Raw genomic sequence first — 13,473 nt, forward strand, 5'->3', positions numbered from 1 at the left:
CGACCATCGCGAAAACGGCCGTGAAAACAGATAGAAGCGAGGGTGGCGAAGTATTGTCCGTATTGGTGGGATCTGCCCTTCCGCGCTCAAACAGAGAACAGACCAGGTCACGCTCATCGCCCTTTATCCGGAATTCACCCAAATCCTTTTCTTTGGATCGGTTATTGCCAGGCGGCCGTTCGCCAAACACCGAATGGCGGTAGCCATTATATGGACATCGGGCTTTATCGACTGAATCAATTCGGATAACCGCAGTTGAACGCGTGACATTTAGATACCCAATATTGATCACTTTTCACTCACTCGCTAAGGCACGGTTTTTCTGACTACTTTCTAAAATGTCTCCTGAAATATATCTTCGGGGATTCGGGATAACCTGCGACGCCGCGGGTTAGCGCGCCTATACGTCAGGGTATTTTCGGATTTGACGATGTGACCGCCGCCACCGATGGAATCGGTTTGCCAAGGTGGGTTTGCGGGCAATCAGTCGCGCGACCGGGGAGCGGATCCGGCAAGCGCGCGTCAAAAGTTCCCGCGTCCGCGGTGCGGCCATGAAGCTGGTTGATAGCTGGATGAATATCCGTTGCGCAGAGGCGCGGCGCCGAACTGTAGCCGCAGCAAACAACCGCCTACGCCCTTGCCGAACTACTCCGAGATCGCAACCAAATGGATTTCACGGGGCTCTTCCTGCTCGTCAAGTCTGCGAGCAGTTTGCCCCAGCCACCCGTTGGCACTTCAATTTCAGAAAGTTGGCGTCAGCATGTGATGGGCAACGCGCTCGAGCGGGGAGCAACCCAAGTTCCTTCTGTGGGTGCAAACACCGGCCGATAAGCGCCCCCTACACCTCAGGCCACAAGGCTCTCCGCCCGTTTGAGGTCCACCGACACCAGCTGTGATACACCCTGCTCCTGCATGGTCACGCCGAACAGCCGGTCCATACGCGCCATCGTCACCGCGTGGTGGGTGATGATCAGGAACCGCGTCTCGGTCCGGCGGCACATCTCGTCCAGCATGTCGCAGAACCGGGTCACGTTGGCGTCGTCCAGCGGCGCGTCCACCTCGTCGAGCACGCAGATCGGCGAGGGGTTGGCCATGAAGACCGCGAAGATCAGCGCCAGACAGGTCAGCGTCTGTTCTCCACCGGACATCAGCGACAGGGTCGACAGTTTCTTGCCCGGCGGCTGGCACATGATTTCCAGACCGGCCTCCAGCGGGTCATCGCTTTCGACCATCATCAGGCTGGCCTCACCGCCGCCGAAGAGGTGCGTGAACAGCATGGTGAAGTTGCTGTTTACCTGCTCGAAGGCGGTCAGCAGGCGTTCCCGTCCTTCGCGATTGAGGCTGGCAATGCCGGACCGCAGGGTCTTGATCGCCTCTTCGAGGTCAGCCTTTTCCGATACCAATGCGTCGTGCTCTTCCTGCACTTCCTTGGCGTCGTCCTCGGCACGCAGGTTCACGGCACCCAGAGCATCGCGTTGCCGTTTCAGGCGTGACACCTCCGCCTCGATCTTGTCCGAGGAGGGCATTTCATCGGGATCGGAGTCCAACTGCTCCAACAGCGCCTGTGGCGTGGTCTCCAGCTCGTCCGAGATTCGTTCGACCGCCGCCGCCACGGTTTCACGGGCGGCTTCGGCACGGGCCTCGGCGCGGGCGCGGGCCTCACGTGCCTCCCCGGCCAGCCGCTCGGCGTCGCGCTCTGCGGTGATCGCCTCGCGCAGCGCGGTTTCGGCGGCAGACAGCGCGTCGCTGGCCGCAGCCTTGCGCGCCTCCGCGCCCTCCATGGCGGCGGTCAGCTCCTCGCGCTGGGTTTCCAGCTCTTCGGGGCGTTCCATCGCCTCGGCCAGTTCGTCCTCGGTCTCGGCCTTGCGCTCCGCCAGTTCCGAAGCGCGCTTTTCCGCGGTTTCCAGACGGTGCCGCCAGCCGGACAGTTCCTTGGTCACCTGCTGCCCGCGACCCTTGCGGGCCTCGCCATCGCGGCGCAATTCGTCATGGGCGGACCGACGTGCCATCATGGTCATGCGCGCCGCCTCGACCGTCATCTTGACGTCCTCGGCCTTTATCCGCGCCTCTTCGAGGTCTTCCAGCCCGGAAATCGCGCGCTCCGCCTCCAGCAATTGAGCCCGGGCCGAGCCGGCTTCATCCTCGTAGCGCTTGACCGACAGGCTGGCGCTTTCCAGCTTGCCCTCGGCCATGTCGCGGTCTGCCTCTGCGCGGCTTTGCGCCCGCGCAGCCTCTGTCACCGCCTGATCGGCGGCGCGCCGTGCGGCCCGTGCGGCCTTGTCGGCCTCTGTCAGATCCTGCAGTTGCCGGACCAGCGCATCATGCGCGGCCTGCGTGCCCTCCATCTGGGCGGTAGCGCGGGCCATCTCCTGCTTCAGCCCTTCGAGCCGGTTCAACTGCTCCAGACGCAAGGCGGCAGCCGAAGGCTGATCCTCGGCCCATGCGCGATAGCCGTCCCAACGCCAAAGATCCCCTTCGAGCGTGACGAGGCGCTGCCCCGGCTTCAGCAGCGGTTGCAGGCGCGCGCCGTCCTCTGCCTCGACCAGACCGATCTGGCTGAGCCGCCGCTCCAACACATCCGGGACCGAAACATGACCCGCCAGCGGGCTTGCGCCCTGCGGCAACGGCTGAGTCACGTCGTAGGCTGGCAGCACGACCCAGCCGGTTGGCCCGTCGCCCTCAACCTGCGGCGCGCGCAGATCATCGGCCAATGCGGCACCCAGCGCCTTTTCATAGCCCTGCTCCACCTGAAGGCGGTCAAGGATCTGGCCCCCTTCGGCGGTATCGCGATCCAGCAGGCGGGCCAGTGCCGTCACCTCGGCCCGCAGGGCGTTCATCTGGCCTTCGGCCTCGGAGCGTTCGCCACGCGCCTCGGCTTCGCGCGCCTGCGTGTCGGCGCGGGCGGTTTCCGCCTCCATCAGCGCCGCTTCGGCTTCTTCGGCGGCCTCGTGGACCTCTTCCAGACGCTCGCGGGCCGCCTCTGCTGCCTCGAACGACCGTTCCCGCGCCTCTTGGGCCGCAGAGACGGCCTCACGTGCGCGGGCGGCATCGCCCTCGTTCCGCTCTACCGTCTTGCGGCAATCCGCAAGATAGCGCTGCGCCGACTGGTGGCGCGCCGCCAGACGGGCCACATCCTCTGTCTGCTGGGCCAGATCGGCTTCGCGCGCCTGCAGGATCGTCGCGGCCTCACGCGCGGCCTCATGCGCCTCGGCCAGCTTTTCGTCATGCCCTTCCGAGGCTTTCTCAAGCTCGCGCGCTTCCCATTCCAGCCGTTCGATGGTTTCGCCGGCATCGCGGTTCAGACCGGCCTCGCGCTCCATGTCGCGGGCCAGTTGGGTAATCCGGTTCTTCAGCGTGTCGATGCGCGCGACGGCCTGCTTTTCCTGATCCGACAGCGTGTCACGCTGCACGATCAACCTTTGCAGGACGGCGGCGGCAATGGCCTCTTCCTCGCGCAGCGGCGGCAGGGTCTCTTCGCGCTCTCCGCGCAGTTTCTCTGCCTGGCGGGCGGTGGTTTCTGCACGCGCGGCGTTAGTCACCATTTCGCGCAGCGCGGCCTCTGCCGTGGCGCGCGCATCATCCGCTTCGCGCCAGCGGCGGTAAAGCAACATGCCCTCGGCCTGCCGCAGTTCCGTTCCGATGGCCCGATACCGCGCCGCCTGCCGCGCCTGTTTGGCCAGTGCCGCCAGCTGCCCGGCAAGTTGTTCGACAACGTCATCGACGCGCAACAGGTTCTGTTCCGCGCTGTTCAGCTTCAACTCGGCCTCGTGCCGCCGCTGGTACAGGCCGCCAATGCCCGCCGCATCCTCAAGGATCTTGCGGCGGTTCTTCGGCTTTGCGTTGATGAGTTCCGAAATCTGCCCCTGCCGCACCAGCGCGGGACTGGTTGACCCCGTCGCGGCATCGGCAAACAGCATCTGCACGTCACGGGCGCGCGTGTCCTTGGAATTGACCTTGTAGGCAGATCCGACGTCGCGGGTGATCCGGCGGACGATTTCCAGCGTGTCCTGATCGTTGAACCCGGCCGGGGCCAGACGGTCGCCGTTGTCGATCTGCAGGCTGACCTCGGCAAAGTTGCGAGCCGGGCGCGAGGCAGCCCCGGCAAAGATTACGTCTTCCATCCCGCCGCCGCGCATTGCCTTGGCGCGGGTTTCACCCATGACCCAGCGCAGCGCCTCCAACAGGTTGGACTTGCCACAGCCGTTCGGCCCGACCACCCCGGTGAGGCCGGGATTGATGATCAGGTCCGTCGGATCGACGAAGCTTTTGAAGCCGGTCAGTCTGAGTTTGGTAAAGCGCAACGGTCCGGTCCGATTCCATCAGGGACCCTCAAACTGCGCGCTCCGCCCCCTTTGAGTCAAGGAGGGCATGGCCGATATGGCGGCACGGCGCTTGTTGTCCACAAGATATTGCGGACTCACCGATGCAGCTTGAGGCAACTGAGCGTCGCGTCTGCGGAATGCGCGCCGGTCCGCAGGTCGCTGATTTCACAGAAAAGAGTGCGCGGGCGACGGGGTCGTTTGGGGGCACGCTTGCCGTCGCAGGACAGACCGACCCACATCATCGCGGGATCGCCTTCGACCCAGGCCGCCCGGCACCCCGTTTCTATCTGCGCGGCGATTCCGGCGCGGCGGGCAATGACCTCGAATCGGGGCAACCACTCGGGGGAGGTGCGCACAGCTTCGGCCACGTCCCCTCTGAATCGCAGGGTAAAGCGCGATCCCTCCACCTCTTGCGTCGCCTTCTCCGCCCCCAAAAAGCCCGGCCCCGCCGTATCGCACGCGACGAGGCCGATAAGGAATACAATAGGAAACCAACGCATGGGCTCAGCCTGCCCGAACAAGGTTATCGGATAGTTAACAGGCGCGACGCAGAACTCGCTTTACATTCGTGTTTCGGAATGTATATTACATTCCAATTATAGAATATCAAAGCGAGTCACACAGGAGGCCCCCCATGGCCACACAATCGCACCGCCCCGCCGACAACTATTCCCCCATTTATTTCCTTGCCTCGTTGGGCGCAGGGGGCATCGCCGTCACCTTCTTCATGTTCCTGATGTTCTGGGTCCCGCACAAGGGCCAGCCCGTGCCGATCTTCGAAGACATCATGGCCGCCTGGTCGACCGGGACACCCGCGCTGCAGGCGGCCATTACGATCGCCGTTGCGGGGATTGCCTTCTTCTCATTCCTGAACATCAAGTCGCTGATCTGGAACCTGCAATCCTACGCAGCGTTCAAAAAGACACCGGCCTTTGAGGCACTGCGCACCTCGAACGGCGAGTCCACGCTGTTGGCCATGCCGCTGGCCATGGCGATGACGGTCAACGTCGGCTTTATCCTTGGCCTTGTTTTCGTGCCGCAGCTCTGGACCGTGGTCGAATACCTCTTTCCCCTCGCCATGGTCGCCTTTGGTCTGATCGCAGTGCTGGCCTTTCGCATGATCGGTGCCTTTCTTGGCCGCGTGCTGTCCACGGGTGGGATCTTTGATGTCACCGCGCACAACTCCTTTGCGCAGCTGACGCCCGCCTTCGCCGTTTCGATGATTGCCGTAGGGTTCTCGGCCCCTGCTGCCATGAGCACAAACCCGACCACCGTCGGCGCGGCTCTGGTGATCTCGACCATCCTTGGCACCATCGCCATCGTTTATGCCGCCATTGCCGCGATCACCGCTTTTGCCTCGATGCTTCACTATGGCACCGCGCGTGAGGCCGGGCCGACGCTGATGATCATCGTGCCCATCGTCACCGTTCTGGGCATCATGTTCATCCGTCAGGATCACGGCTTGCACACCACATTCGAGGCGCATGGCAATGCCGGTGAAACACTGGTCTTCCTGACCCGCCTGCTGGCGATCCAGTTTGCTTTCCTTGGCCTTGGGGCCGTGGTGCTGAAAGCGCAGGGTTATCTGCAGGATTTCGTGATCGGCCAAAAGACCTCGCCCGGGTCCTACGCGCTGGTCTGCCCCTTTGTCGCGCTGTCGGTGATGATCCACTTCTTCGCCAACAAGGGGCTTGTTGCCGCCGGCGTCGTTGACAAGTTCGACCTTGCCTACTGGGGTGTCACCGGACTGGCCATCGCGTCGCAAATGGTCGCCATCGCGCTGGTCCTGCGGCTCAATCGTCAGCATTTTGCCCGCAACACGGCGACCGCAATTCCGGCTGAGTAACTCCTCCAAAACTGTTTGGCCGGGAAGTGGGCCGGACCTTCGGGTCCGGCCTAAACCATGTCAGAACTTGACCTTTACCCCTGGCAGGTCCAGCGCCTTGACCAAGTCACGCAATTCCTGACGCGCCGCGATGTTCGAAATGCTGAGGCTGCGCACGCCGATGTCCTTGAGGTCCAGCAATGTCAGACCACGCGGAAACAACTCACGAAAGACCACCCGTTCCGAAAACCCGGGCGCCACGCGGAAACCAATCCGCTTGGACAGAGCGGCGACGGCCTTTTCCATCTTGGCCTTGTTGATCATCTGCTGAGAGCCGATGCGGTTGCGCAGCACCACCCAATCCATCGGCTTCAGCCCCGCCTGCGCCCGCAACTGCCGCGCCGACCAGACCATTTCCGAGTACACCGACGGGCCAAGGATCTTTTCGCCGTCCCCCTCGATCCGCGCCAGCAGGTCGAAATCCACAAAACTGTCATTGAGCGGGGTGATCAGCGTATCGGCCAGAGAATGCGCCACCTGCGCCAGCCGCGTGTAGGCGCCGGGGCAGTCGATCACGATGAAATCAGAGCTTTCCTCAAGCCGCGCCACCGCCCGACGCAGCCGGTTGTCAGGGGCCTGCTCACCGGCGGAAACGGCATTGGGATCGGCCTCTGGCAGGGGCAGATAGCCCGGCACGGGCAGATCCTTTTCCTCTTTCTTCAGCCACGCGCGGCGGTTCGAAAGGTACCGCCCAAGGCTCTGTTGCCGCAGGTCCAGATCCAATGCGTTGACCCGGTGTCCCATGCGCGCCAGCGCTGTCGCCACATGCATCGAAATGGTCGACTTACCCGCGCCGCCCTTTTCATTCCCAACGACGATGATATGCGCCACGTCCCTGCCCCATTCCCCTGGAAAGCCGCATGTTGCCCTGCGGTCCGTTAATTCCGTCTTGTCGCGATCCTGTTCCGATCCGGAACGCGCAAGGCCCGGCACGTTGGCCGGGCCTTTCCACTGTCCTTACGGACGGCCTCAGTGCAGCTTGGCGCCCACTTCGGCGATCGCGTCGTCGATCAGCTTGCCAGCGCTGTTCGCCGTCATCTGACCGGCCACCACATCGCGCGCTGCCGAGATGGCAACAGCAGCGGCGCGGTCGCGCACGTCTTTGATCGCGGCGGCCTCGGCCGATGCGATCTGACCTTCGGCAGCATGCAGACGGCGCGTGATCGAGGCTTCGATCTCGGCCTTGGCCTGCTCGGCGGCCAGCTCGGCCTCCTGCTTGGCGTGGGCCACGATGCGGTCCGCTTGATCCTGCACTTCGCGCTGCTTGCGCTCATAGCTGGCCAGCAGCGACTGGGCCTCTTCACGCAGCTTGCGTGCTTCGTCCAGTTCGTCCTGAATGCCGGTCGCGCGCTTGTCCAGCAGGCCACCCAGCATACCGGGCACCTTGAAGTAGATCAGCACCGCGATGAACAGCAAGAAGCCCAGCGTCACCACGAAGTCGGTATTGCCCAGCGAGAAGAAAGGCCCCGAGGCAGCCGCCGCCGGTGAGGCGGCAACAGCCAGAAGAGCGGGAAGGATGAATTTGGTCATGTCCTTACCCCTTCAGCTGCGCGTCGACCGCTGCGGCGATCTTTGCGTCGTCTGCGGATCCGCCAAGTGCGGCCACGATGGCAGCAGCGGTATCCTTGGCCACAACCTCGACGTTGGCCATCGCGCTGTCACGGATTTCGGCGATCGCCTTTTCCGATTCAGCAGCCTTGGCCGCGATGTCCGCATCGGCCTTCGCCAGTGCGACGTCGAGGTCAGCCTTGATTTCGTCCCGCGCCTGTTGCGCGATGGTCTGGGCCTGGGCCCGGGCATCGGCAAGCGCCTTCTGGTATGCGCCTTCGGCCTCTTCGGCCTTGCGCTTCAGATCTTCGGCGGCGGCGATGTCGTTCGTGATGGTCCCTTGGCGTTCCGCCAGAACCGCCGCGATGCGCGGCAGGGCGATACGGGCCAGAACGAAATAGATCACGACCAGCGTGATCACCAGCCAGAAGACCTGGTTGCCGATCCAGTCACCGCAGAGCTGCGGCATCCCGACGGCAGAGCCGTGAGAGTCGACGCAGGTGCTGACGGCTGCTTCGGCCCCGTGAGTTTCGGTCGCCATGTTGTCCTCCGTCGGAACTTGTCTCTACATCGGGCGGTCAGGCGTGCCTGACCGCCCGCGCGTAAGGATCGTTAAGTTCCGTGGATTAGACGGCGAACATCAGCAGCAGCGAAACGAGGAAGGCGAAGATGCCCAGCGCTTCTGCGAATGCGATGCCGATGAAGAGGGTCGCGGTCTGGCCGGCGGCTGCCGACGGGTTGCGCAGTGCGCCGGACAGGAAGTTGCCTGCCACGTTGCCCACACCGATTGCGGCTGCGCCGGAACCGATTGCTGCCAGGCCTGCGCCGATGTGTGCGAGATCGCCTTCCATGTGAATTCTCCTTACGATTGGAAGTTGGTATTTCGGGTTGTTCAGTTGGTAGGCCGGGCTTCAGCCCGGCAACCGTGTCAGTGATGCGGGTGCAGCGCGTCCTTGAGGTAGACGCAGGTCAGGATCGTGAACACGTAGGCCTGAATGAAGGCCACGAGGATCTCCAGACCGTACATCGCGGTGATCGCCAGAACCGAGATCGGCGAGATCGCTGCAATGGCGGCAAAGCCCGCGAAAACCTTGATCACTGCGTGACCGGCCATGACGTTGCCCGCAAGACGAATGCTGTGGCTGACCGGACGCACGAAGTAAGAGATCAGTTCGATGATCGCCAGGATCGGGCGCAGCGCCAGCGGCGCGCTGGACACCCAGAACAGGCTCAGGAAACCGGCGCCGTTCTTGATGAAGCCCAGGATCGTCACGGTCAGGAACACGGCCATGGCCAGCACCACGGTCACTGCAAAATGCGACGTCGTGGTAAAGCTCATCGGCAGCAGACCAAGGAAGTTGGCGCAGACGATGAACAGGAAGAGGGTCATGATGTAGGGGAAGTACTTCAGCCCGTCCTTGCCGGTCACGTCCTCGACCATCTTGTAGACAAAACCGTAAGCCAGTTCAGCGATCGACTGGCTGCGCGACGGTACGATGGCGCGCTTGGAGGTGCCCACGACCATCAGCAGCACAACCGCGACGATGGCAAGGAACAGCCACAGGGTCACGTTGGTGATGGTGAACATGCCCACCGAACCGCCGTCGCCAAACAGCGGCTTGACGATGAACTGGTCCATCGGGTGGAACACCAGGCCGCCGTCTGCCTTATCTGCGCTTTCAGTCGCCATCTCTTTTCCCCTCATCCGCGCCGGTGCCCCGGGCGCTGTCTTTTCTGCCCCCGTCGGGGCTCGTGTCCGTGCCCCCTGCGGAGGCTTGTTTCGCCTGGATCTCTTTCGCCGTCCGCAGCATCACGTTGATGCCCGCAGCGATGCCCAGCAATGAGAACACCACCATCAGAAACGGAGTGGTCCCCAGAAGGTAATCGAGCCCGTATCCGACCCCGAAGCCGATCCCAAGACCGGCAACCATTTCCGTCACCATCCGCCAGGCAATATTGGCCTGACTGTAGTGCTCCTCCTGATGGGCCTTCTCTGGTTTCTGCCCCGCCTTGTAGGCGGACAGCTTGGCGTCCAGGTCGTCCAGCTTGCGCTTGGGATCTTGGTCGCTCACGTGTGAGAAGGCTCCATTCAGGTTTGTCATGGTGCTATGCCGCGCCGGTGTTTGAGTCAACACGCTTGGAAGCGACCCCAAACCAGCGACAACCATTTGATTAATTTCGAAAAAATCCGCACCCCATATCCACCGGTCATTCCGCCGCAGGCGCGTACAGGGTTGAAATCGCTGCAAATGCAAATTCAACTTTTCGGTTGAGTTTTCTCTGGCCGGGCCGCAAACCCTCCGGATGGAGCAACGCCTCGACACCGTCTTTGCCGCTCTCGCGGACCCCACGCGCCGCCGCATCCTGTCGATGCTGCTGGAGGACGACATGGCCGTGACCGATGTGGCCGAGCCTTTCGAGATGTCGTTGGCCGCCATCTCCAAACATCTCACCGTGTTGACGAATTCCGGCCTGATCAGCCAGGAAAAACGCGGCCGGGTGAAATGGTGCAAATTGGAACCCGACGCGCTGCGGGACGCCTCGATCTGGATGCAGGGCTTCGGACAGTTCGAGGCCGTGAACCTCGATGACTTCGAGCGGTTTCTGGAAAACGAAAGGGTCCTCCCCAACGATCCGCCCGAGCCCGACAGCGATCCTCAGTAAAGCCGGGTCGCGGCGTCGGTGTCATGCACCTGCTGAACCTCCTCCAGCGACTGTTCGGTCTCTGCCGCCGCCATGACCCAATCGGCCAGCGTCGGCACCCCGTCCAGATCAGGCCACAACTCTGGCACCCACAACCGCGACCGGACCGAGGATTTCGAACAGTGCATGAACGCCTGCTCAACTGTCACGACCAGCACCAGATCCGGCACCTTGCCGTTCACTGCGTGGCGCTGCCGCAGGTCCTCATCCGCCGCAATCCTCCCCGCCCCCGCCACCCGCAGCGTTTCCTTGTAGCCCGGGATCAGGAAAAACAGCCCAAGCGCCGGGTTTGTCAAAAGGTTCTCGAACGTATCCAGCCGGTGATTGCCCAACCGATCCGGGATAATCAGCGTCTGGTCGTCGACCACCTCGACAAAGCCCGCAGCATCCCCGCGGGGGGACAGATCGTGCCGTCCATCCGCCCCGACAGAGGACAGGACCACAAAAGGCGACCGCGCAATAAAGGCACGGCCCACCGCGTTGATATGGTTCAGATCCTTTCGGCTCGAATTACCCTCCCAAGGTTCGAGGATCCGGCGCAGATGGGCGCGTGTCGTGACTTCGTCCTTGAGTTCCAGCGGCATGGACACCTCTCCTGTGCAATGCCGTCAGTGTAACAGCCCCTGGGCTTTCGCCCAAACACGCAGGGGCGATGCGCCGCAGCGCTCACCCTTTCCAAGACCACGTAAGGCCGACTAGCCTGCATCGCCTTAGAAACAAAAAGTGTATCGGAGAGTGTCATGACCCGCCTTGCCGCCCTCGCCACGGCTTTCCTGTTCTGGCCACTGGCGCTGGCCGCCGAAATCCTGATGCCGCAACAGGTCGCCCCCGGGATCTGGGCGATTGTCGGGCCCGCCACGCAACGCGATCCGCAGAACCTTGGCAACAACGCGACCTTCGGGCTGATCGAAACCGCCGACGGCGCGGTTCTGGTGGATCCCGGCGGCAGCTGGAAAGGAGCAGAGGCGCTGCACGCAGTCATTCGCGGCCTGACCAACACCCCGGTCACGCATGTGATCAACACAGGCGGACAGGATCATCGCTGGCTTGGGAACGGGTATTGGCAGGCGCAGGGGGCCCATATCCTCACCTCCGCCGCGGCCTACGCGGATCAGCAGGCACGCGGCGCGCTGCAATTGACGGCCCTGAACGGCTTGATCGGTGCTGACAACCTCGCCCGCACGGAGATCACTCGCCCCGACGTGATCTTTGCCAACCGCCACGACCTGACACTGGGCGGCACTCGGATCGAAATCCGCCACGTGGGTCCCGCCCACACTCCCGGCGACAGCCTTGTTTGGCTGCCGCAGAGCGGGACGCTCTTTACCGGCGACGTGGTCTATATCGGCCGCGTTCTCGGGATTCTCGCCGTCTCGGACAGCGCCCACTGGCTGGAGGCCTTCGCCGAAATCGAAGCTCTGAACCCGACCCACATCGTACCCGGTCACGGCCCGACCACCGACCTTGTCACCGCGCAAAAGGACACGCGCGACTACCTGTCCAACCTGCGCGACAGGATGCGCCTCTACATTGATGAGGGCGGCGACATCATCGGCTCGGTCGAAATTGACCAATCCGCCTTTTCCTATCTTGATCAGTTTGATTCGCTGGCGCGCCGCAATGCGCAGACAGTCTATGAAAAGATGGAATGGGAATGACATCCGGACAGGGTGCTGCCCTGCTTCTTTGGTTTTCCAAATATCCTCGGGGGAGACCCTCAAGGACGGGGGCAGAGCCCCCTTTCCTGCCTTGCGCAAATTCCCCGCAAGCTGGCGCAGGGCGGTCAGCGATTTTCCCGTCTGTCACAGAGGTTTCGTAATGTAGGGTGACAATGACGCGTTTCGCGTCGAACAAAAATTTGACCAATTGGTCCGACGCGCGCATTCTGAACCGGAAAAAAGACGACACAACAGAGAGGACATCCCATGACCAGAACGATTTTGCTTGCCAGCACCCTGCTGGCAGGGCTCGCTTCCATTGCCCAGGCCGACACGCTGCGCCTTTTGACCTGGGGCGGTTACGCCCCCGATGACGTGGTGGAGATGTTCGAGAAACAGACCGGCCACACCGTCGAAGTGACGAAATCCAACAACGAGGAAATGATCGCCAAGCTGCGCGCCACCGGCGGCGGCGGCTTTGACCTCGTGCAGCCCAGCCAGGACCGCGTGATGGGCCCGCAGATGGAATTCGGCATCTACAAGCCGATGGACATCTCGAAACTGAACCAGGACCTGTTCATCCCGTCGATGCTGATGGCCACGATGACGAACACGACCGTGAACGGTGAGGTCTACGGCGTGCCGCATGTCTGGGGCACCTCTGGCCTTGTGATGAACACCGCAGAGGCGGGTGCCGTGGTAAAGGACTACACCGACCTGTGCGCGCCCGAAGTGGCGGGCAAGGTCTCCTACCGCCTGAAGCGTCCGACCCTGATCGGCTTTGCTTTCGCCATGGGCGAAGACCCCTTTGCCGCCTACGGTGACGAGGCGAAGTACAAGGAAATCATGGGCAAGGTCGAGGCCAAGCTGGTCGAGTGCAAGGCCAACGTCAAAACCTACTGGGGTGGCGGCGACGAGCTGATGAACCTTGTCCGCTCCGGCGAGGTGACCGCGTCGATGGCCTGGGACACCGGCGGCTGGAAGCTGAACGACGACAACGCCGACATCACCTTTGTCGCGCCCGCATCCGGTGCGCTGGGATGGATCGACACCTTTGTTCTGCCCGCCAAGGGTCAGGCCGATGATGTGGCCTATGAGTGGATCAACTTCGTCATGCAGCCCGAAGTCGCGGCCATGATCACCGCAGCGGCCGGCAACTTCACCGCCTCCGCCGGGGCGGATGAATTCGCCGAGGATGCGCTGAAGGCCAAGTATCAGGCCAGCTTCCCGCAGGAGGCCATCGACAACATCAAGTGGTATCCGCCGGTCCCCGCCGGGCTGGAAGCCATCGAAGGCGAAGTGCTGGACCGCGTTCAGGCCGCCAACTGACCATCCGGGCGGCACCCCTTGCCGGGTG

13 protein-coding genes are annotated in these 13,473 nt (G+C 62.8%); 4 read left to right on the forward strand and 9 right to left on the reverse strand.

Annotated elements, in window-relative coordinates:
• Positions 1 to 845 precede the first annotated feature (845 nt).
• Together ACTXGA_RS12280 and ACTXGA_RS12285 are read right to left on the reverse strand one after the other, a co-directional pair.
• Positions 846 to 4,301 carry a chromosome segregation SMC family protein gene (locus ACTXGA_RS12280; protein ID WP_443394030.1) on the reverse strand — a complete coding sequence of 1,152 codons (3,456 nt, stop codon included), beginning with the start codon at positions 4,299 to 4,301 and terminating at the stop codon, positions 846 to 848.
• A gap of 116 nt (positions 4,302 to 4,417) precedes the next feature.
• On the reverse strand, positions 4,418 to 4,822 hold the full coding sequence (locus tag ACTXGA_RS12285; protein WP_443394032.1) for a hypothetical protein: 405 nt from the start codon (positions 4,820 to 4,822) through the stop codon (positions 4,418 to 4,420).
• 134 nt (positions 4,823 to 4,956) lie between these two features.
• On the opposite strand from ACTXGA_RS12285, the gene ACTXGA_RS12290 reads away from it, so the two are divergent.
• Complete coding sequence (locus ACTXGA_RS12290) at positions 4,957 to 6,168, forward strand: TsoY family (seleno)protein (RefSeq protein ID WP_443394033.1); 1,212 nt, start codon at positions 4,957 to 4,959, stop codon at positions 6,166 to 6,168.
• A 60-nt stretch (positions 6,169 to 6,228) separates the two neighbouring features.
• Here the strand turns inward: ACTXGA_RS12290 and ACTXGA_RS12295 are convergent, their stop codons facing one another.
• From ACTXGA_RS12295 to ACTXGA_RS12320, 6 genes are all read right to left on the reverse strand, one after another.
• Complete coding sequence (locus tag ACTXGA_RS12295) at positions 6,229 to 7,038, reverse strand: division plane positioning ATPase MipZ (protein WP_443394035.1); 810 nt, start codon at positions 7,036 to 7,038, stop codon at positions 6,229 to 6,231.
• Positions 7,039 to 7,176: 138 nt separating this feature from the next.
• Complete coding sequence (locus ACTXGA_RS12300; protein ID WP_443394037.1) at positions 7,177 to 7,737, reverse strand: F0F1 ATP synthase subunit B; 561 nt, start codon at positions 7,735 to 7,737, stop codon at positions 7,177 to 7,179.
• Positions 7,738 to 7,741: 4 nt separating this feature from the next.
• Positions 7,742 to 8,296, reverse strand: coding sequence for a F0F1 ATP synthase subunit B' (locus ACTXGA_RS12305; protein ID WP_443394039.1), 555 nt, complete (start codon positions 8,294 to 8,296; stop codon positions 7,742 to 7,744).
• A gap of 85 nt (positions 8,297 to 8,381) precedes the next feature.
• Positions 8,382 to 8,606 carry a F0F1 ATP synthase subunit C gene (locus ACTXGA_RS12310; RefSeq protein WP_089276753.1) on the reverse strand — a complete coding sequence of 75 codons (225 nt, stop codon included), beginning with the start codon at positions 8,604 to 8,606 and terminating at the stop codon, positions 8,382 to 8,384.
• A gap of 77 nt (positions 8,607 to 8,683) precedes the next feature.
• Positions 8,684 to 9,445, reverse strand: a complete 762-nt coding sequence (locus tag ACTXGA_RS12315; protein ID WP_443394041.1) for a F0F1 ATP synthase subunit A — start codon at positions 9,443 to 9,445, stop codon at positions 8,684 to 8,686.
• Positions 9,435 to 9,857, reverse strand: coding sequence for an AtpZ/AtpI family protein (locus tag ACTXGA_RS12320; protein WP_443394043.1), 423 nt, complete (start codon positions 9,855 to 9,857; stop codon positions 9,435 to 9,437). The genes ACTXGA_RS12315 and ACTXGA_RS12320 overlap by 11 nt, the downstream gene beginning before the upstream one ends.
• Positions 9,858 to 10,059: 202 nt before the next feature.
• Here ACTXGA_RS12320 and ACTXGA_RS12325 point away from each other — a divergent pair, with 202 nt between their 5' ends.
• Positions 10,060 to 10,419 (forward strand): ArsR/SmtB family transcription factor, encoded by a 360-nt coding sequence (locus ACTXGA_RS12325; RefSeq protein ID WP_443394045.1) that lies wholly within the window; start codon positions 10,060 to 10,062, stop codon positions 10,417 to 10,419.
• Here ACTXGA_RS12325 and ACTXGA_RS12330 read toward each other — a convergent pair.
• A complete protein-coding gene (locus ACTXGA_RS12330; protein WP_443394047.1) occupies positions 10,413 to 11,042 on the reverse strand; it encodes an MSMEG_1061 family FMN-dependent PPOX-type flavoprotein in 630 nt (209 codons plus the stop codon). The two genes, ACTXGA_RS12325 and ACTXGA_RS12330, sit on opposite strands and share 7 nt — an antisense overlap.
• Positions 11,043 to 11,198: 156 nt before the next feature.
• Between ACTXGA_RS12330 and ACTXGA_RS12335 the strand changes: the two genes are divergently transcribed.
• Together ACTXGA_RS12335 and ACTXGA_RS12340 are read left to right on the forward strand one after the other, a co-directional pair.
• On the forward strand, positions 11,199 to 12,116 hold the full coding sequence (locus ACTXGA_RS12335) for an MBL fold metallo-hydrolase (protein ID WP_443394049.1): 918 nt from the start codon (positions 11,199 to 11,201) through the stop codon (positions 12,114 to 12,116).
• Between the two features lie 267 nt (positions 12,117 to 12,383).
• Entirely contained in the window at positions 12,384 to 13,445 is a 1,062-nt protein-coding gene (locus ACTXGA_RS12340) for an extracellular solute-binding protein (protein WP_443394051.1), read from the forward strand.
• The last annotated feature ends 28 nt before the right edge of the window (positions 13,446 to 13,473 follow it).

This window comes from Antarctobacter jejuensis, assembly GCF_052266595.1.
Classification (GTDB): domain Bacteria; phylum Pseudomonadota; class Alphaproteobacteria; order Rhodobacterales; family Rhodobacteraceae; genus Antarctobacter; species Antarctobacter jejuensis.

Coding starts and splice junctions, on each gene's coding strand:
- ACTXGA_RS12325 (WP_443394045.1), top strand. CDS start 10,060: ATGGAGCAACGCCTCGACACCGTCTTTGCCGCTCTCGCGGACCCCACG.
- ACTXGA_RS12315 (WP_443394041.1), bottom strand. CDS start 9,445: ATGGCGACTGAAAGCGCAGATAAGGCAGACGGCGGCCTGGTGTTCCAC.
- ACTXGA_RS12335 (WP_443394049.1), top strand. CDS start 11,199: ATGACCCGCCTTGCCGCCCTCGCCACGGCTTTCCTGTTCTGGCCACTG.
- ACTXGA_RS12310 (WP_089276753.1), bottom strand. CDS start 8,606: ATGGAAGGCGATCTCGCACACATCGGCGCAGGCCTGGCAGCAATCGGT.
- ACTXGA_RS12300 (WP_443394037.1), bottom strand. CDS start 7,737: ATGACCAAATTCATCCTTCCCGCTCTTCTGGCTGTTGCCGCCTCACCG.
- ACTXGA_RS12305 (WP_443394039.1), bottom strand. CDS start 8,296: ATGGCGACCGAAACTCACGGGGCCGAAGCAGCCGTCAGCACCTGCGTC.
- ACTXGA_RS12285 (WP_443394032.1), bottom strand. CDS start 4,822: ATGCGTTGGTTTCCTATTGTATTCCTTATCGGCCTCGTCGCGTGCGAT.
- ACTXGA_RS12290 (WP_443394033.1), top strand. CDS start 4,957: ATGGCCACACAATCGCACCGCCCCGCCGACAACTATTCCCCCATTTAT.
- ACTXGA_RS12320 (WP_443394043.1), bottom strand. CDS start 9,857: ATGACAAACCTGAATGGAGCCTTCTCACACGTGAGCGACCAAGATCCC.
- ACTXGA_RS12330 (WP_443394047.1), bottom strand. CDS start 11,042: ATGCCGCTGGAACTCAAGGACGAAGTCACGACACGCGCCCATCTGCGC.
- ACTXGA_RS12340 (WP_443394051.1), top strand. CDS start 12,384: ATGACCAGAACGATTTTGCTTGCCAGCACCCTGCTGGCAGGGCTCGCT.